Here is a 17,563-nt window from a genome sequence, read left to right on the forward strand (position 1 = left end):
GCCGGAATGAAAGTGATTGTAACCAAAACACTGGAAAACGGAAACATTGATGTGGAAGATTTGCGTGCAAAAGCAATTGAACACAAAGATGACTTATCTTGTTTGATGGTTACCTATCCTTCGACTCACGGAGTTTTTGAAAGTGCAATTATCGAAATCACGAATCTTATCCATGAAAATGGAGGACAGGTTTATATGGATGGCGCCAATATGAATGCTCAAGTTGGATTGACCAATCCTGCAACTATCGGAGCTGACGTTTGTCACTTAAACTTACACAAAACTTTCGCTATCCCTCACGGTGGTGGTGGACCTGGAGTTGGACCAATTTGTGTAGCAAAACATTTAGTACCTTTTTTACCAACAAACCCGGTAATTCCAACAGGTGGTGAAACTGCTATTACGGCTATTTCTGCTGCTCCATGGGGCTCTGCTTTGGTTTGCCTGATTTCTTATGGTTATATCACTATGCTAGGCGCAGATGGATTGACTGATTCTACTAAACACGCTATTTTAAATGCCAATTATATCAAAGAAAGATTAAGCGGTCATTACGATACCTTATATTCCGGTGAAATGGGTCGTGCGGCTCACGAAATGATTTTGGAATGTCGTCCTTTCAAACAAAAAGGAATCGAAGTTACCGATATCGCAAAACGTTTGATGGATTATGGTTTCCATGCGCCAACCGTTTCTTTCCCAGTGGCAGGAACCTTGATGATTGAACCAACAGAAAGTGAAAATCTGGAAGAATTAGATCGTTTTTGTGACGCTATGATTTCCATCAGAAAAGAAATTGAAGCCAGTACTGCTGACGATCAAAACAATGTTTTGAAAAACTCACCTCATACTTTAGCGATGCTTACTACCGAAGTTTGGGATTTCCCATACACAAGAGAACAAGCGGCTTTCCCAATGGAATATATTGCTGAAAATAAATTTTGGCCAACCGTTAGAAGAGCAGATGATGCTTATGGCGACAGAAACTTAGTTTGTTCCTGTGCTCCGATTGAAGCCTATATGGAAAGCTAAATAATTTACACAAAACGTCCTGAGCAATCGGGACGTTTTTTTATATTTAAATTTAATGAAAGATCTTTCTACCCGAAACGATTTAGAAGTACTGATGAACTCCTTTTATCAAAAATTATTGCAGGATGCTTCAATCAATTATATATTTACCGAAATTGCGCAAATTAATTTAGAAAAGCACTTGCCAATATTAGTTGATTTTTGGCAACAAACCTTATTTAATATTGGAGGTTACAAAAATAACGTGCTTCAAATTCATTTGGATTTGAATGCGAAAATTTCTTTTTCTGAAGAACATTTCGAAACTTGGTTAAACCATTTCAACCAAACCGTAAACGAATTGTTTATCGGAGAAAACGCAGAGAAAATTAAAACCCGCGCCTTATCCATTGCAACGGTAATGAAAATAAAAATGGCTAAAAAAATTACATAATCACTATTTTTGCCATTCAAAATTGATTATTCAATAATTACATGCATGCATAGTAAATTTTTTGGCTTAATTAAAAATTTTATTTATAAATTAGCACTATAATCTTGTCAACGACACAATGAACATAAAAATAACTGGTTCTGGAAGTTACATCCCAGAGATAAAAATCAGTAACATCGATTTTAGCGAACATCTCTTTATGAATGAAGACGGAAGTCCGTTTGTTAGTACCAATGAAGTTGTTATTGGAAAATTCAAAAGCATTACGGGAATAGAAGAACGAAGGTATGCCGAACCGCATATCATGACTTCGGATATGGCTTATTTTGCTGCAAAAAAAGCCATTGAAAGTTCAGGAATTGATCCTGAAACTTTAGATTATATTATTTTGGCTCATAATTTCGGAGATGTAAAAAAGGACACTATTCAATCGGATGCCGTACCTTGTTTAGCCGCTCGCGTAAAACATAAGTTACAAATTCAAAACCCAAAATGTGTTGCTTTTGATATCCTTTTCGGATGTCCGGGCTGGATAGAAGGAATGCTTCAGGCCTATGCATTCATCAAAGCGGGAATGGCAAAAAAATGTTTGGTCATTGGTGGCGAAACATTATCCCGAGTGGTTGATGATCATGACAGAGATTCTATGATTTATTCCGATGGAGCTGGCGCTACAATCCTTGAAGTTTCAAATGAAGAAGGCGGCATTATTTCTCACGAAAGCGCTTCTCATACTTATAGCGAAAAAGACTATCTTTTCTTTGGAAGTTCCTACAATAAAGACTTAGATCCAGACGTGCGATATATCAAAATGCACGGTCGAAAAATATATGAATTTGCCCTAAACCATGTTCCAACAGCTATGAAAAGCTGTCTCGAAAAAAGTGGATACGGCATTGATGATGTGAAAAAAATTCTTATCCATCAGGCAAACGAAAAAATGGATGAAGCGATAATCCATCGTTTCTTTAAGTTATATGACCGCAAAGTTCCCGAAGGAATCATGCCCATGAGCATCACCCATCTCGGAAACAGCAGTGTGGCTACCATTCCTACGCTTTATGATTTACTTACAAACGGAAAAATCGAAAATCAGGAACTCCATAAAGGAGATGTTATTATCTTTGCATCCGTTGGCGCCGGAATGAATATCAACGCCATCGTTTACAAATATTAAAAAAGTTCAAAGTTTAAGGTTTTAGACTGACACAGCTTGTGTCTTTTAAACTTTAAACCTTAAACTTTAAACTAAAAACAATGTACGAAAAAACATTTCCGAATAAACGATTCAAACATACCTTAGATTTTCTAAAAAAGCACATTTCCACTTCTGAAACCGTTTTAGATTTAGGGGTCGAAAACCCGTTTTCAAAAATTATGAAAAACGAAGGGTTTTCCGTTACCAATACTACCGGAGAAGATTTGGATGAAAACCAAACCGTTTTTCAAAACCAAAAACAGGATGTGGTAACAGCTTTCGAAATTTTTGAACATTTATTAAATCCGTACACCATTTTAAAAGAGATAAAATCCGATAAATTATTTATTTCTATTCCGATGCGTTTGTGGTTTTCACCTGCTTATCGCAGTAAAACCGATATGTGGGACAGGCATTACCATGAATTTGAAGATTGGCAATTGGACTGGCTTCTTGAAAAAACAGGCTGGAAAATCATCGACAGACAAAAATGGACCAATCCGGTAAAGAAATTGGGAATTCGTCCGTTATTAAGACAATTCACCAACAGATATTACATTGTTTACGCTGAAAAAGTAAAATAATGACCTACTACATTGTCATCCCGGCGCACAACGAAGAAGCTTTTATCGCTTTGACATTGCAATCTTTGATTTCTCAAACGATTTTGCCTAAAAAAGTAGTGGTTGTCAATGATAATTCTACCGATAAAACTGCTGAAATTGTGGAGGCTTTCGCCAATGAAAATCCATTTATTACTTTAGTAAATAAAACTTCGGAAGCCATACATCTTCCGGGAAGTAAAGTGATTCAGGCATTCCATAAAGGTTTTGAAACTTTGGATGACCAACACGATATTATAGTAAAATTAGACGCCGATTTAATTTTGCCTAACAATTATTTTGAAACCATCATCAAACATTTCCAATCCGATGCAACTATTGGAATGGTTGGTGGTTTTGCTTACATTGAAAAAAATGGCGATTGGATTTTAGAAAATTTAACTGATAAAGACCATATTCGCGGTGCTTTCAAAGCCTATAGAAAAAAATGTTTCGAGCAAATTGGGAACCTTAAACCTGCTATGGGCTGGGATACCGTGGATGAATTACTGGCCAAATTCTACAATTGGAAAGTGGTGACTGATTCAACATTAAAAATAAAACATCTTAAACCAACTGGTGCAAACTACAATAAAACGGCCCGTTATAAACAGGGTGAAGCATTCTACACTTTAGGATATGGTTTTTTTATTACTGCCATTGCATCCGCAAAACTGGCGATGATGAAAAAGAAACCGCTTTTGTTTTTGGATTATATAAATGGTTTTTTGAAAGCAAAATCTGCAAATACTCCATTATTAGTCACCAAAGAACAAGCTGAATTTATCAAAGATTATCGTTGGAAAAAAATGAAGGACAAGTTAACACGTTAATTTGGTTCTTCGTTTATTCGAAAAAACTCGTTACTCCTGTCTTATAACTCACAACTATTTTCGTATTTTTGCCATTATTTAAGCCTATGATGCTCATTCGTTATTTATCGCAAATCGGAAGATATTTTTTGATGTGGAGAGAGATTTTCAAGAAACCCACAAAATGGTCGGTAATGAGAGGTCTTATTTTCAAAGAAATCGATGATTTAATTATTGGTTCTCTGGGAATTGTGGCTTTCATTTCATTCTTTGTAGGTGGTGTTGTGGCCATTCAAACCGCATTAAATTTAACTAATCCGTTAATTCCAAAATACCTTATTGGTTTTGCTACGAGACAATCTATAATATTAGAATTTGCCCCTACTTTCATCTCCATTGTTATGGCGGGAAAAATGGGCTCTTTCATCACCTCAAGCATCGGGACCATGCGTGTAACCGAACAAATCGACGCTTTGGAAGTGATGGGAGTTAATTCCCTGAATTATTTAGTTTTTCCAAAACTGATTGCTTTATTATTATATCCTTTTATAATCGGAATTGCGATGTTCCTTGGTATTTTAGGAGGTTTTATAGCTAGTGTTTATGGGGGATTTGGTAACAGCGCTGATTATATTGATGGAATTCAAAGGGATTTCTTGCCTTTTCATATTGCTTATGCTTTTATAAAAACATTTATATTCGCATTGCTTTTAGCTACGATTCCTTCTTTTCATGGTTTTTATATGAAAGGCGGCGCACTTGAGGTAGGGAAAGCCAGTACCGTTGCTTTCGTCTGGACTTCAGTTACCATTATTTTGATGAATTATATTCTAACCCAATTACTTTTAACCTAATGATAGAAGTAAAAAATATCGAAAAATCATTTGGCGACAGCAAGGTATTAAAAGGTGTTTCTGCAGTTTTTGAAACTGGAAAAACCAATTTAATTATCGGTCAAAGTGGTTCCGGAAAAACAGTTTTGCTAAAAAGTTTATTGGGAATTCATACGCCTGAAGTGGGTACAATTTCTTTTGACGGTAGAATTTATTCCGAATTAACACCAGATGAAAAAAGAGAATTACGCACCGAAATCGGAATGGTATTTCAGGGAAGTGCACTCTTTGACTCTATGACTGTTGCACAAAACGTTGGTTTCCCACTAAAAATGTTTACCAAAAACTCCAGATCAGAAACCAAAGACCGTGTTGATTTTGTTCTAGAAAGAGTTAATCTTACCGATGCCCGTGAAAAATTCCCTTCTGAAATTTCCGGAGGAATGCAGAAACGTGTGGCAATTGCGCGAGCCATCGTTAATAATCCGAAATATTTGTTTTGTGATGAACCCAACTCAGGATTAGACCCAAATACTGCTATTGTTATTGATAATTTGATTAAGGAAATTACCGAAGAATACAATATCACAACCGTAGTTAATACGCACGATATGAACTCGGTAATGGAAATTGGCGAAAAAATTATTTTCCTGAAAGATGGTTTAAAAGAATGGGAAGGCTCCAAAGAAGAAATATTTATTACAGACAACCAAGCGGTTGTTGAGTTTGTATATTCTTCTAATTTATTTAAAAAAGTAAGAGAAGCATATTTAAAAGGATAAAAAAAGTGGATATTACTCCACTTTTTTTATCTCTATATATTAATTTTAGAAACAATCGATTTAATTTCCTGCTCTTTATTTTTTGGATAAATCAATAGCACATCGTCTTTATCAACGATAATATAATCGTTCAGGCCATCAATAACAATTAGTTTTGTTCCTTCGGTTCTGATGATATTGTTTGAAGCGTTTTCTAAAATTACGGTCGCATTTACCACCGCATTATTGTAGTCATCTTTAGGCAGTTTTTCGTGTAAAGAACCCCAGGTACCCAAATCATTCCAATCGAAAGTAGCCGGTAAAACATAGACATTATCCGCTTTTTCCATGACCGCATAATCGATAGAAATGTTTTCTGCCAATGCATAAGTATCATTTATAAAATCCACTTCTGCATTCGTATTATAACTTTCATAACCTTTTAGGAACAACGCGTACATTTGCGGTTGAAATTTCTCGAAAGCTTCGATAATAGCTTTAACACTCCAAATGAAAATTCCGCCGTTCCAAAGAAAATTACCGCTTTCAATAAATTCTTTTGCAGTCGCATAATCAGGCTTTTCTCTAAAATGACTGACTCTTTTTATAGGATTTTCATCTAATTTGTCAAATTCAATATAACCATAACCTGTGTTCGGGAAAGTCGGTTGGATTCCCAATGTCATCAACGCATTTTCTTTGGCACAAAAATCAAAACTCTGCCTAAGGTTTTCGATAAACGCCACTTCATCTTCTATCCAGTGATCGCTCGGCGCAACCACCATTAAGGATTCTGGGTTTTGTTTTTTAATTTTTAAGGAAGCATATAAAATACAAGGTGCCGTATTCCGCATGGCTGGTTCTAATAAAACCTGCTCTTGTTTTACCATTGGCAGTTGTTCTAAAACTAAATCATTGTATTTCTCATTGGTTAAAATAAGAATGTTTTCTGCTGGAATTAGTTTTGATAATCTGCTGAATGTTTTTTGGATTAATGTTTCTCCGGAACCCAACATGTCATGAAATTGCTTCGGAAATTCAGTGGTACTTACCGGCCAAAACCGTGAACCGACACCACCTGCCATTAATATCGCGTAATAATTTTTATTCATTTTTATATTGATTCTAATTCGGTAATAATTCTACTTCGGCATTCGGATTAAACAAATACATTTTTTCAGAACTCATTTCTAAACATTCATATCTTTTTACTCGCAAGGCGCCTTTTTTGAAAATCTTTCCGTTGTGAATTCTGAAAACACTGCCGTAAGGGATTTCAAAGATATAGTTTTTATCATTTTGTTTGTCAAACTGTTTCAATGCCAAGGATAAAGTTGCATCCGTATCGCTGCTTGCAGTCGGATTTTTGAAGTGTCTTGCTAATAAAGGCAACAAATGATTGGGGAAAATTTCAGGACGGATAAAAGGAATCATCAGTCTTTGAAACGAGTATTTCCACTCGGTTCCATGCGGCTTGATGTTTCTTCCAAATTTTTCGAACGCCACCAAATGGGAAATTTCGTGAATTAACGTAATCAGGAATTTATATTTATTCAAACTCGCATTAACCGTAATTTCGTGTTTTCCGTTAGGTCCTTTTCTATAATCACCGTGACGGGTCACCCTTTCGTTAACAATTTTCAGATGCACACTATTTACAACAATCAGTTCGAAAACTGGTTTTACAGCATGTTCGGGTATATATTTTGATAAAGTCTCGCTCATAAAAATAGTAATTCTCTACGGTGTAGATGACGAAACCTGCAACACTTTTCCGTTGTAATATTTATTTCCGGTCAAAGTAAAATTATAAATATAATCTGCCATTTCTTTTGCTGAAAGCGGAGCCAGATAACCTGGAAAAGCTTCCGCTAACATTTCAGTCTGAACGGAGCCCAAAGCCAACACATTAAACGCAATGCCGCGTTCTTTGTATTCTTCTGCCAATAATTCAGACAAAGTAATCACGGCACCTTTGCTTGAACTATACGCTGAAAGTCCTGCAAACTTCATACTTCCCTGAACCCCTCCCATACTGCTAATCGTAACCACATGGCTTCCTTTTTGCATATACGGCAAACAAACTTGCGTTAAGCCTGCAACGGCAAAAACATTTACTTTATAAATAGTCAAAAAATTATCAATCGAAGTTTCAGAAAAAGGTTTCAATAATAAAGTGCCTGCATTATGAACCACGGCATCTATTTTTTTCCAAGATGTAGACAAGAAATGCTCCACTTGAAGCAAGTCTTCTTCATTTGACAAATCAACCGACAGGCAGGTAATATTTTGGTGATCGATTAGGGTTTGCTGCGTTTTTCGGGAAAGTGCTAAAACCTGATAGCCGGAGTTGGCAAATTGCAAAGCCAATTCGTAACCAATTCCCCTACTCGTTCCTGTTATAATGATGTTTTTCATTTCGATATTTATGAATTGTAAAGATAAATCAATTTTTAGATTTGAAATATTTTTTATAAAACTTAACAATTTGAAACAGGGCTAAACCGATAAAAAACAACGGAATAATATGAGACAGCATGTATTTGGAAACACTATCGGTGTTTTCAGTCACTAAATTTAAAAACAGCACTAGCGAAAGCATTCCGAAAAAGGTTCCTATCAAAGTTCCAATTATATATAAATATTTGATATTTCGTTCTACGGAAACATACTTTGCATTAATCAAAAACAAATTCCAGCTGATCCAAAAAGGGATTTGGATAAAATTCAATACACTGAAAATAACGCCAATTAAATAGGGTGAGTAATTAATATATTTTTCTAAATCATTCTGATTGGAAGCTTCCATTTTGGATTGAGAATAAAACGAATAGGCCAGCAAAAACATGAAAAAAATAGAAAAAATCTCGATTCCCTTGATTAACTTTTTATTGCTTGCCAATTTGTTTGCGAAAATCAGCGTGAAATAAATGACAAAAACTTCTATTGAAATCACGCCGAACAAATAGAAAATCAGACTATCCATTCCTGATTTCGAATATACTTCGTATCCAATAATATTCAAATAACCCAAAGGAATTGAACCGACAAAGCTTACCAGAAAACCAACAATTATGTTTTTTAGCGCTTTCATCTATTAGAAATTGACGATTTTTTTACTTTGTTCCAAATGCAATCTATATTGCTCCATTCCGACTTTATGAGATAAAAATGGAGCACCTTTTTTATTGTTTTCGATACTGATTTCATACATATATCGGATATGGCGAAGCAATTCTTTCCATGCAAAAAAGAGCGAATGTTTCGGATCGTAAATATGCGTTGGCTCACTTCCCGCTCCGTTCAATTCGACAATGGCGAAGTTTTGTCCGTTTTCTAATTCTTCCAAAGTATTATACATAATGTCCAAGCGCCCGAAATAAAATCCTGGGATTTCCAGACACATTCTGTTTATTGTTTCAGTCATTTTTGGTGTAATCCAATGGCTTCCATCAATAAATTTTGCACCGCGGGCGTGATTTCCATAAGGAACCAAATTTCGATTTTCTCCTTTTGCAACCACTTCCTGGAACTGGTCTCCGTATTCTTTTCTCAGGGTTTCCAATTGCAGTTCATAGCGTGGATTTTGTCTGATTAATTGTTCCATAGTAGCCGTTCCATCGCCAGAAATGATCAGAAATTCTTTCGCAACAATTCCGGTAATTGTTCCTGTTTTTCGATTTGGATACCGAACATAGAAAACTCCGATTTCATTGTCAAATGGAATTAAATCCTGTACCAGATAATCAAAATCCGCTTTTTCATGATACGCTTTTAACTCTTCCGAAGTATTAATTTTTTTTACCGCCGAGCCTCGTAATCCTATATCTGGTTTCGCTATCAGCGGATACTGAATTTTAGCAGTGTCAACCTTCGCCAAAACTTCATCAAAAGAAGTTCCTTCTTTAATCAAATCTGTTATCGGGTAGTGTTTTTGGGGAATGAGATCGTAAATTTCTTTTTTGGATTCCATCATAAATCCGCCGTTTTTAATCGTGGGATTCGCCGCATTAAAAAAGAATATAGATCTGGATTTCAGGGCATAATACGCCCAAAGAAAGTATATCGGAATATAAACAATCTGGAAAGGCCAGTATTCCCAATGGGTTATCTTATGAAAAAGTAGTCTGCTTCGCCTGTTCGTTATCACTCGGGTCAATTTTTGTGTTTTAAACGGTAATAAATGAAGTGACAAAGTCTTTTTGTGACAATAAATCACAATGCAATATAGTGACTTTATTATTTTCAATAACCGATTGCGTAATACTCAAGGTTTTCATTTCGTTGTTTCGATTGATGACCAACCCGTTTTCAGTGTTTTTATCTTCGGTATACCGATGAAAATTAAGCATTTCATCTGCTGTAATTTCTGATTTTGTTTCTAAAAAACTATAAAACCATTGCGATCTTGTTTCTCGCACTTCTTTTGGATACAAAGTAGAGGAAGACCATACAAAATTTTGTGAAATATCTAAATTAGTGGTTTCTTTTTCTTCTCCGTCCCAACGCAATTGATATAATTTTTGATTTTGGAATAAAACTAAAGTAAACGGTTCTATATTATCCAAATCAAACTCCTGCCAATGTTCTAATGGATTAAGGCTGCCAATTAGATCCAAAACGATTAAACCGCGGCTTTTTCTATAGGGAAGAATTACTTTGTGTTTTTCGGAAGCCCCATTGAGTAATACCAAAACAGTACCGTTTTCATCAACGGCATACCAAGTCCCACCCGCTTTTGGATCTTTGGGAAAAATGATATTCTTATTATTTATGGAATAATTTCTGGGTTCAATAGCACTTGGCCTTATGACTTTTTCATCCCGATTCGAGGTAATGATGATTTTATCATTGGAACAGACAAAACTTACTGTGCACATTGATTTCTGTATTCTATAGTGGAACGGGCAACGCCAAAATTAGCGTCTATTTGAACATTTTCACATTGTAAAATAGCCACTTTTATCAATGCCTGATGATGGATACAGTGTTCTAAATTATACAATAACTCTCTAAAATAGTTGCTTTCGATTCGGATTTCTTCTCCATCGATAATTTGCTGTAATTCGATTTTTTTATTTTCCTTTTCTATATTATTTTGAACTTCTATAATAGACTGAATAGCAAAATCCGTATTGGTTTGAATTAGTACATTACGTTCTCTTTTGTCATAATTTACAGTCCCGCAATCATACTGATTTTCAAGACATTGAAACATTTCTATAATATGTCTTGTGTGTTCCCCAATACTTGCATTGCTCAATTCGGCACAAGGATTTGCGTATTCAGCATTCTGCAATTGATCGAGCAAATCAATCAATTCGTTCAAACTGTTCTTTATGGAAGGAATTAGCATATTATATTTTAAAATTCATTAAATCCGGGATTTTACCTTTGTCTTTTATAACCAAAATCGAACAACAAAGAAAAGTTATTATTGCTAAAATAAAAAGCATTCCCTCATCATTTTTGACTTCAATCCCAAGTACAAATATATGTGAAAAAATGGCACCAAGCATCACTCCTATTCCGATCAAAGCACCCAGAAGTGTTGTTCGGGGAATTAAAATCAGAATTACCGCAATCAATTCCACAATTCCGGAGCCTATTCTGCCAAAAGGTTCCATGCTCAACATTGAGAAAATATAAACCGATTCTTCGCTAGCCGTAAATTTAAAAAACAAAGTCTGCAGTAGAATTATCGCCGGAATTAGTCGCAATACCCAAGTGAAAATAACAGATTTCATGATTTAATTATTAAAACTAATTCAAGTAAAATTACAGATAGTTTTAAATAAACGTCTATTTTTTATTCAAAAAAAAATCCAATCTCAAGTTTTGAGATTGGATTTTTACTATTTTGATAATCGAATGTTTATGAAACCAAACTTCTTGAAATTACAATACGTTGAATTTCTGAAGTTCCTTCGTAAATCTGAGTGATTTTTGCATCACGCATCATACGTTCCACATGGTATTCAGCTACATAACCGTTTCCACCGTGAATTTGAACCGCTTCAATTGTAGTATCCATTGCCGTTTGCGAGGCAAATAATTTAGCCATTGCCCCTGATTGAGAAATATCTTCACCAGCATCTTTTTCAGAAGCGGCTTTAAAACATAACATTTTAGCAGCCATAATTTGGGTTGCCATATCAGCTAATTTGAAAGCAATTGCCTGATGTTTAAAAATTTCTTTTCCGAAAGCTTTACGTTCCTGCGAGTATTTCAAAGCCAATTCATACGCTCCGGTGGCAATCCCTAATGCTTGAGAAGCAATTCCGATTCTTCCTCCGTTTAATACGCTCATGGCAAAATTAAATCCGAATCCATCAGCACCTATTCTATTTTCTTTAGGAATTTTCACATCAGTAAACATCAAAGAATGCGTGTCAGAACCACGAATTCCCATTTTCTTTTCTTTTACGCCAATTTCAAAACCTGCCCATCCTTTTTCAACGATGAACGCATTGATTCCTTTGTGTCCTTTTTCAATATCTGTTTGTGCAATTACAATATAAGTTGATGCTGAATTTCCGTTGGTAATCCAGTTTTTAGTCCCATTCATTAAATAATGGTCACCTTTATCAATTGCAGTCGTTTTTTGTGAAGTGGCATCCGAACCAGCTTCCGGCTCTGACAAACAGAAAGCACCAATTACGTCTCCTTTTGCCAAAGGCACTAAATATTTTAGTTTTTGTTCTTCATTACAATATTTTTCCAGTCCTGCACAAACCAATGAATTATTTACTGACATTACAACTGCAGCTGAAGCATCCACCTTTGCAATTTCAGTCATCGCCAAAACATAGGCAATGCTATCCAATCCGGATCCGCCATATTTTGGATCCACCATCATTCCTAAAAAGCCAAGTTCCGCCATTTTTTTAACTTGTTCCGTTGGGAATTTTGAGTGTTCATCTCTTTCAATTACTCCGGGCAATAATTCAGTTTGAGCAAAATCTCTAGCTGCCTGCTGTATCATTAAATGCTCTTCGGTAAGTTTAAAGTCCATAATATAAGGTGATATATAGTTGTAGAATTAATTTTAAAAATGCGTACAAATATACTTTTAAATTGTCGAATTTTCAATACGTTTTCCTAATTTTAGCGGATGAATAAAGAAAGCTACAACGTTATCGGTGTGATGTCAGGAACTTCTCTTGACGGAGTTGATTTGGCACACATCCATTTCAAGATCAAAAATCAAAAATGGAGTTTTGAAATTCTTGAATGCGAAACTATTGGCTACAGCCAAAATTGGCTCGACCAACTCAAAATCGCCGTAGGTTTTTCTAAAGAGGCTTTGCAAAAACTCGATTCCGATTATACTATATTATTAGGAGGTATAATTTCTGATTTTATCAAAAACCATAAAATCGAAAATATTGATGCCGTCTGTTCTCATGGTCATACCATTTTACATCAACCGCAAAATGGTTTTACGTTACAAATTGGAAATTTACCGGAAATAGCGGATTTAACACATCAAACTGTAGTTTGCGATTTCAGGGTTCAGGATGTACAATTGGGCGGACAAGGCGCACCATTGGTTCCTATTGGGGATCGGATTTTATTTTCAGATTATGATTATTGTCTTAATTTAGGAGGGTTTTCCAATGTTTCTTTTGAAGAAAATGGGCAGCGAATTGCCTTTGATATTTCTCCGGTAAACACCGTTTTAAATTTTTACGCCAATCAATTAGGATTGGATTATGATGACAAAGGAAAACTTTCAAGAACCGGAAAACTTGATACTGCTTTATTAAATCAATTAAACCAATTAGATTTTTATCAAAAAAAATATCCGAAATCTTTGGGTTTTGAATTTGTCAAGGAAACTATTTTACCTTTAATGGAAAGTTATACTATTCCGATTGAAGACAAACTAAGAACCTTTACAGAACATGTTGCAATCCAAATCAACTTGGCTTTACCTAATAAAAACCGTGATTTATTGATTACTGGTGGTGGCGCCTACAATACTTTTTTAATAGAAAGAGTTCAGTTTCATTTACCTGAAATGAAAATCATTATCCCCGAAAAAAAATTACTGGAATTTAAAGAAGCATTAATATTTGCCTTACTCGGTGTTTTAAAATTGCGGAATGAGATTAATGTTTTAGCAAGCGTAACCGGTGCAAAAGGCGATCATAGTTCGGGAAAAATTCATTTTGCATCTAAAGAACTTTGATTCTATTAAACTTTGCTACTTTGAACCTTACCAACTATATTTGCATAACTAAAACCTAATGCAACACAATGAAAGATTTACTGAAAAAATTCGAAAATAAAGAACCTGAAATCGTTTTCAACTGGAAAGATGCTGAAACAGAAGCAGAAGGCTGGACTGTTATCAACTCCCTTCGTGGTGGTGCGGCAGGCGGTGGAACCCGCATGAGAAAAGGATTAGACATGAATGAAGTCTTGTCCTTGGCAAAAACAATGGAAGTAAAATTTTCTGTTTCAGGACCGGCCATTGGTGGTGCCAAATCCGGAATTAACTTCGATCCGAATGATCCAAGAAAAAAAGGCGTTTTGCAACGTTGGTACAAAGCCGTTTCCCCTTTATTGAAAAGCTATTACGGAACCGGAGGCGATTTGAACGTAGATGAAATTCACGAAGTAATACCAATGACCGAAGAATGTGGGGTTTGGCATCCGCAAGAAGGGGTGTTTAACGGACACTTTAAACCGACAGAAGCTGATAAAATTAACAGAATCGGACAATTGCGTCAAGGTGTGGTGAAAGTGATTGAAAATCCAGCTTTCTCTCCGGATGTGACCAAAAAATATACGATTGCCGATATGATTACCGGTTACGGTGTTGCAGAAGCTGTTCGTCATTTCTATGATATATATGGTGGTTCTGTAAAAGGAAAAAAAGCCATTGTTCAGGGTTTTGGAAACGTAGGTTCTGCAGCTGCTTTTTATTTGGCAGATATGGGAGCGAAAGTTGTTGGAATTATTGACAGAGACGGTGGTTTGATTAAAGAAGAAGGTTTTACTTTTGAAGAAATCAGAACCTTATTCATAAACAAAGACGGAAACAAATTAGTAGCCGAAAACATGATTCCTTTTGAAGAAATCAATCAAAAAATATGGTCTATTGGTGCCGAAATTTTCACGCCTTGTGCCGCTTCAAGATTAGTAGCGCAAAGTCAGGTAGACAGCATGATTGCTTCTGGACTTGAAGTAATTTCTTGTGGTGCGAATGTTCCTTTTGCCGACAAAGAGATTTTCTTTGGACCAATCATGGAGCACGTAGATCAAAAAATAAGTTTAATTCCTGACTTTATTTCCAACTGTGGAATGGCAAGAGTTTTCGCTTATTTTATGGAGAAAAAAGTACAAATGACCGACGAAGCCATCTTCCAGGATACTTCCGAAATTATAAAAAATGCAATTGTTAAAGCACACGCTTTGAACAGTTCAAAAACAAACATCAGCGCAACCGCTTTTGAAATTGCTTTGAAGCAATTGGTATAAGTTACTTTAATGCGTGTTGGGTTTTCTGACACGCATTAAACAATTTAATGGCATGATATTCGTTATACCAAAGAGTTACCTTTATAATTTTATCTGAATTTGTCATGAGTGTATTAGAAACAGAACAAGAAAAAAAATCCCTTACCATTACTACAATTGGTTTCGCATTGTTGTTTTTACTGTTTTTTTATCTAAAATTCAATAATCAAATACAATTAAGCGAACTCGAAGGAGGCGGTGGCGGCGGAGAAATTGCCGTGAATTTTGGAAACAGCGAATTCGGTTCCGGAGATAATTTTCAATCAAAGGAAATCGTGACTGTGGCTCAAAAGCAACAAGCGCAACCCACTCCATCTAACGAAAAAGAGATTATTGTTTCAGAAAATGATGATGCTCCCGCTATTTCAGAAGTAAAAAAACCAACAGTTAAACCTACAAAAACCGTAGTGGTAAAACCCGTTGTAAAAGCAATCCCAAAACCTTCAAAATCTACTTCCGATGCTTTGTCCAATTTATTAAACGGATCGAACAAAGAAGGTGACGGAGATGATAAAGTGGGCGGAAACAAAGGAAAAGCAAACGGAGATCCCAATGCAACCGGTTATAATGGCGGCGGTGGTTCAGGAACAGGAAGTGGCGGCGGAAACGGCTCCGGACAAGGTTTAGGAACTGGAAGCGGTTACGGAAATGGTTCTGGGAGCGGTACAGGAAATGGCACCGGAAATTACCAATTAGGTAACAGAAAAGCACTTAATAAACCACAACCCAATTACCTTTGTGAAGAACAAGGTATAGTTGTAGTACAAATATCAGTAGACAAATCCGGAAGAGTCGTTAGTGCAAATCCTGGAATCAGAGGCACTACCAATGCTGCAAAATGCCTATTAGACCAAGCAAAACTGGCTGCCATGAATACCAGATGGCAATCCGATGACACTGCACCAAACACACAGGTAGGAAAAATTATTTATAATTTTAAACTTACGCAGTAAAATCTTTTTACTGAATTTTAAATCTTTCTGTTTTAAAAAATGAACTATCAAGAAACCGTAAACTGGATGTTCAATCAACTTCCGATGTATCAACATCAAGGGGCTTCCGCTTATAAAAAAGATTTAACCAATACCCTTTTACTTACCGAATATCTTGGAAATCCTGAAAAACAAATAAAATGTATTCATGTAGCTGGAACCAATGGAAAAGGCTCTACTTCGCATTTATTGGCATCCGTTTTACAGGAAGCAGGATACAAAGTCGGTTTATATACTTCCCCTCATTTAAAGGATTTCAGAGAACGCATTAAAATTAATGGAATTGATATTTCAGAGAATTTTGTTTGTGATTTTATAGAAAAACACAAAGCTTTTTTTATAACCAATGCCTTAAGTTTCTTCGAAATGACTGTTGGCTTGGCTTTCGATTATTTCGCCAAAGAAAAAATCGACATTGCCATAATTGAAGTTGGCATGGGCGGAAGATTGGATTCCACCAATATTATTACGCCATTGGTTTCCATTATTACGAATATAGGATTGGATCATACCCAATTTTTAGGAAACACTTTAGAATCAATTGCAACCGAAAAAGCCGGAATTATAAAACCAATGATTCCAGTGGTTATTGGCGAATACACAGAAGAAACAAAACCTGTTTTTTTAGCAAAAGCCAAAGAATGTAATTCCGAAATTTATTTCGCATCTAATTTGATTCAAGAAGATTACCCTTCCGACTTAATCGGTAACTACCAGGTTCATAATAAAAAAACGGTATTGCAAACCATTCGTGTGATCCAATCCCAAAACGAATTTAAAATTTCGGAAGAAGCTATAAAAAATGGTTTTTTGAATGTTATAAAAAATACCGGACTTCAGGGAAGATGGCAGCAACTTAAGGAATTTCCAACAGTAATTTGCGATACAGCACACAACAAAAATGGTTTGCAAATTGTACTGAAACAAATTCAAAACACAACCTATAATCAACTCCACATCGTTCTAGGGTTTGTAAACGACAAAGATTTGGGAGAAGTGCTACCGCTTTTTCCTAAAAATGCCATCTATTATTTTTGTTCACCCAATATTCTTCGTGGATTAGACGCGAAAATTTTGGAACAAAAAGCAGCAGAATTTGGACTGAAGGGAAAAGTATATAATTCAGTTTCAGAAGCTTATCAAAACGCATTGCAAACAGCCGAAAAATCGGACTTTATCTATATTGGCGGTAGTACTTTTGTAGTTGCAGAAATTTTGTAATTTTTTATGTTATTTGTTTGCAAATACGGAAAAGAGGCTTATATTTGCACACGCAATAAGGGAAACATTACTTCTTAAATTGCAAGTAGGGCGATTAGCTCAGCTGGTTCAGAGCACCTCGTTTACACCGAGGGGGTCGGGGGTTCGAACC

Annotated in this window: 19 protein-coding genes and 1 pseudogene; 11 read left to right on the forward strand and 9 right to left on the reverse strand. The window is 35.7% G+C overall.

Annotation, left to right across the window (positions count from 1 at the left end; genetic code table 11):
- The 7 genes and pseudogenes from VI621_RS00800 to VI621_RS00830 all read left to right on the forward strand — a co-directional run.
- Positions 1–1,032, forward strand: a pseudogene (locus VI621_RS00800) (glycine dehydrogenase (aminomethyl-transferring)); the annotation flags it as partial.
- 55 nt (positions 1,033–1,087) lie between these two features.
- Entirely contained in the window at positions 1,088–1,465 is a 378-nt protein-coding gene (locus tag VI621_RS00805; protein WP_324216488.1) for a group III truncated hemoglobin, read from the forward strand.
- Between the two features lie 118 nt (positions 1,466–1,583).
- Positions 1,584–2,642, forward strand: a complete 1,059-nt coding sequence (locus VI621_RS00810) for a ketoacyl-ACP synthase III (protein WP_324216489.1) — start codon at positions 1,584–1,586, stop codon at positions 2,640–2,642.
- Positions 2,643–2,722: 80 nt separating this feature from the next.
- Positions 2,723–3,247 carry a methyltransferase domain-containing protein gene (locus VI621_RS00815; RefSeq protein ID WP_324216490.1) on the forward strand — a complete coding sequence of 175 codons (525 nt, stop codon included), beginning with the start codon at positions 2,723–2,725 and terminating at the stop codon, positions 3,245–3,247.
- The gene (locus tag VI621_RS00820) at positions 3,247–4,098 is read left to right on the forward strand and encodes a glycosyltransferase family 2 protein (protein WP_324216491.1); all 852 of its coding nucleotides are present in this window, start codon (positions 3,247–3,249) and stop codon (positions 4,096–4,098) included. Before VI621_RS00815 ends, VI621_RS00820 begins: the two co-directional genes overlap by 1 nt.
- Positions 4,099–4,184: 86 nt before the next feature.
- Positions 4,185–4,931: an ABC transporter permease gene (locus VI621_RS00825; protein ID WP_324216492.1), complete on the forward strand. Its 747-nt coding sequence runs from the start codon at positions 4,185–4,187 to the stop codon at positions 4,929–4,931.
- Positions 4,931–5,692, forward strand: a complete 762-nt coding sequence (locus VI621_RS00830) for an ABC transporter ATP-binding protein (RefSeq protein WP_324216493.1) — start codon at positions 4,931–4,933, stop codon at positions 5,690–5,692. Before VI621_RS00825 ends, VI621_RS00830 begins: the two co-directional genes overlap by 1 nt.
- 32 nt (positions 5,693–5,724) lie before the next feature.
- Here the strand turns inward: VI621_RS00830 and VI621_RS00835 are convergent, their stop codons facing one another.
- From VI621_RS00835 to VI621_RS00875, 9 genes are all read right to left on the reverse strand, one after another.
- Positions 5,725–6,783: a mannose-1-phosphate guanylyltransferase gene (locus VI621_RS00835; protein ID WP_324216494.1), complete on the reverse strand. Its 1,059-nt coding sequence runs from the start codon at positions 6,781–6,783 to the stop codon at positions 5,725–5,727.
- 13 nt (positions 6,784–6,796) lie between these two features.
- Positions 6,797–7,396, reverse strand: coding sequence for a SprT-like domain-containing protein (locus VI621_RS00840; protein ID WP_324216495.1), 600 nt, complete (start codon positions 7,394–7,396; stop codon positions 6,797–6,799).
- Positions 7,397–7,411: 15 nt separating this feature from the next.
- Positions 7,412–8,089, reverse strand: a complete 678-nt coding sequence (locus tag VI621_RS00845) for an SDR family NAD(P)-dependent oxidoreductase (RefSeq protein WP_324216496.1) — start codon at positions 8,087–8,089, stop codon at positions 7,412–7,414.
- Between the two features lie 28 nt (positions 8,090–8,117).
- Positions 8,118–8,765, reverse strand: coding sequence for a hypothetical protein (locus VI621_RS00850; protein WP_324216497.1), 648 nt, complete (start codon positions 8,763–8,765; stop codon positions 8,118–8,120).
- Between the two features lie 3 nt (positions 8,766–8,768).
- Positions 8,769–9,821, reverse strand: a complete 1,053-nt coding sequence (locus tag VI621_RS00855; RefSeq protein ID WP_324216498.1) for a D-alanine--D-alanine ligase — start codon at positions 9,819–9,821, stop codon at positions 8,769–8,771.
- A gap of 19 nt (positions 9,822–9,840) precedes the next feature.
- Positions 9,841–10,551 (reverse strand): NRDE family protein, encoded by a 711-nt coding sequence (locus VI621_RS00860; protein ID WP_324216499.1) that lies wholly within the window; start codon positions 10,549–10,551, stop codon positions 9,841–9,843.
- A complete protein-coding gene (locus VI621_RS00865; protein ID WP_324216500.1) occupies positions 10,539–11,027 on the reverse strand; it encodes a DinB family protein in 489 nt (162 codons plus the stop codon). The genes VI621_RS00860 and VI621_RS00865 overlap by 13 nt, the downstream gene beginning before the upstream one ends.
- Position 11,028: 1 nt before the next feature.
- Complete coding sequence (locus VI621_RS00870) at positions 11,029–11,418, reverse strand: DoxX family protein (RefSeq protein ID WP_324216501.1); 390 nt, start codon at positions 11,416–11,418, stop codon at positions 11,029–11,031.
- A 128-nt stretch (positions 11,419–11,546) separates the two neighbouring features.
- Positions 11,547–12,686, reverse strand: a complete 1,140-nt coding sequence (locus tag VI621_RS00875) for an acyl-CoA dehydrogenase family protein (RefSeq protein WP_324216502.1) — start codon at positions 12,684–12,686, stop codon at positions 11,547–11,549.
- 99 nt (positions 12,687–12,785) lie between these two features.
- Between VI621_RS00875 and VI621_RS00880 the strand changes: the two genes are divergently transcribed.
- The 4 genes from VI621_RS00880 to VI621_RS00895 all read left to right on the forward strand — a co-directional run bounded on the left by VI621_RS00880 (position 12,786) and on the right by VI621_RS00895 (position 17,412).
- Entirely contained in the window at positions 12,786–13,865 is a 1,080-nt protein-coding gene (locus tag VI621_RS00880) for an anhydro-N-acetylmuramic acid kinase (protein WP_324216503.1), read from the forward strand.
- 68 nt (positions 13,866–13,933) lie between these two features.
- The gene (locus VI621_RS00885; protein WP_324216504.1) at positions 13,934–15,160 is read left to right on the forward strand and encodes a Glu/Leu/Phe/Val dehydrogenase dimerization domain-containing protein; all 1,227 of its coding nucleotides are present in this window, start codon (positions 13,934–13,936) and stop codon (positions 15,158–15,160) included.
- Positions 15,161–15,264: 104 nt separating this feature from the next.
- Positions 15,265–16,152: an energy transducer TonB gene (locus VI621_RS00890; RefSeq protein ID WP_324216505.1), complete on the forward strand. Its 888-nt coding sequence runs from the start codon at positions 15,265–15,267 to the stop codon at positions 16,150–16,152.
- 39 nt (positions 16,153–16,191) lie between these two features.
- Positions 16,192–17,412, forward strand: a complete 1,221-nt coding sequence (locus VI621_RS00895; protein WP_324216506.1) for a folylpolyglutamate synthase/dihydrofolate synthase family protein — start codon at positions 16,192–16,194, stop codon at positions 17,410–17,412.
- Positions 17,413–17,563 lie beyond the last annotated feature (151 nt).

The sequence above is a fragment of the Flavobacterium sp. genome (assembly GCF_035292545.1).
In the GTDB taxonomy this organism is placed as follows: domain Bacteria; phylum Bacteroidota; class Bacteroidia; order Flavobacteriales; family Flavobacteriaceae; genus Flavobacterium.

What these genes read in the sequence shown, in the direction of transcription:
- VI621_RS00805 (WP_324216488.1), top strand. Translation starts at nt 1,088, where the DNA reads ATGAAAGATCTTTCTACCCGAAACGATTTAGAAGTACTGATGAACTCC.
- VI621_RS00810 (WP_324216489.1), top strand. Translation starts at nt 1,584, where the DNA reads ATGAACATAAAAATAACTGGTTCTGGAAGTTACATCCCAGAGATAAAA.
- VI621_RS00815 (WP_324216490.1), top strand. Translation starts at nt 2,723, where the DNA reads ATGTACGAAAAAACATTTCCGAATAAACGATTCAAACATACCTTAGAT.
- VI621_RS00820 (WP_324216491.1), top strand. Translation starts at nt 3,247, where the DNA reads ATGACCTACTACATTGTCATCCCGGCGCACAACGAAGAAGCTTTTATC.
- VI621_RS00825 (WP_324216492.1), top strand. Translation starts at nt 4,185, where the DNA reads ATGATGCTCATTCGTTATTTATCGCAAATCGGAAGATATTTTTTGATG.
- VI621_RS00830 (WP_324216493.1), top strand. Translation starts at nt 4,931, where the DNA reads ATGATAGAAGTAAAAAATATCGAAAAATCATTTGGCGACAGCAAGGTA.
- VI621_RS00835 (WP_324216494.1), bottom strand. Translation starts at nt 6,783, where the DNA reads ATGAATAAAAATTATTACGCGATATTAATGGCAGGTGGTGTCGGTTCA.
- VI621_RS00840 (WP_324216495.1), bottom strand. Translation starts at nt 7,396, where the DNA reads ATGAGCGAGACTTTATCAAAATATATACCCGAACATGCTGTAAAACCA.
- VI621_RS00845 (WP_324216496.1), bottom strand. Translation starts at nt 8,089, where the DNA reads ATGAAAAACATCATTATAACAGGAACGAGTAGGGGAATTGGTTACGAA.
- VI621_RS00850 (WP_324216497.1), bottom strand. Translation starts at nt 8,765, where the DNA reads ATGAAAGCGCTAAAAAACATAATTGTTGGTTTTCTGGTAAGCTTTGTC.
- VI621_RS00860 (WP_324216499.1), bottom strand. Translation starts at nt 10,551, where the DNA reads ATGTGCACAGTAAGTTTTGTCTGTTCCAATGATAAAATCATCATTACC.
- VI621_RS00865 (WP_324216500.1), bottom strand. Translation starts at nt 11,027, where the DNA reads ATGCTAATTCCTTCCATAAAGAACAGTTTGAACGAATTGATTGATTTG.
- VI621_RS00870 (WP_324216501.1), bottom strand. Translation starts at nt 11,418, where the DNA reads ATGAAATCTGTTATTTTCACTTGGGTATTGCGACTAATTCCGGCGATA.
- VI621_RS00875 (WP_324216502.1), bottom strand. Translation starts at nt 12,686, where the DNA reads ATGGACTTTAAACTTACCGAAGAGCATTTAATGATACAGCAGGCAGCT.
- VI621_RS00880 (WP_324216503.1), top strand. Translation starts at nt 12,786, where the DNA reads ATGAATAAAGAAAGCTACAACGTTATCGGTGTGATGTCAGGAACTTCT.
- VI621_RS00885 (WP_324216504.1), top strand. Translation starts at nt 13,934, where the DNA reads ATGAAAGATTTACTGAAAAAATTCGAAAATAAAGAACCTGAAATCGTT.
- VI621_RS00890 (WP_324216505.1), top strand. Translation starts at nt 15,265, where the DNA reads ATGAGTGTATTAGAAACAGAACAAGAAAAAAAATCCCTTACCATTACT.
- VI621_RS00895 (WP_324216506.1), top strand. Translation starts at nt 16,192, where the DNA reads ATGAACTATCAAGAAACCGTAAACTGGATGTTCAATCAACTTCCGATG.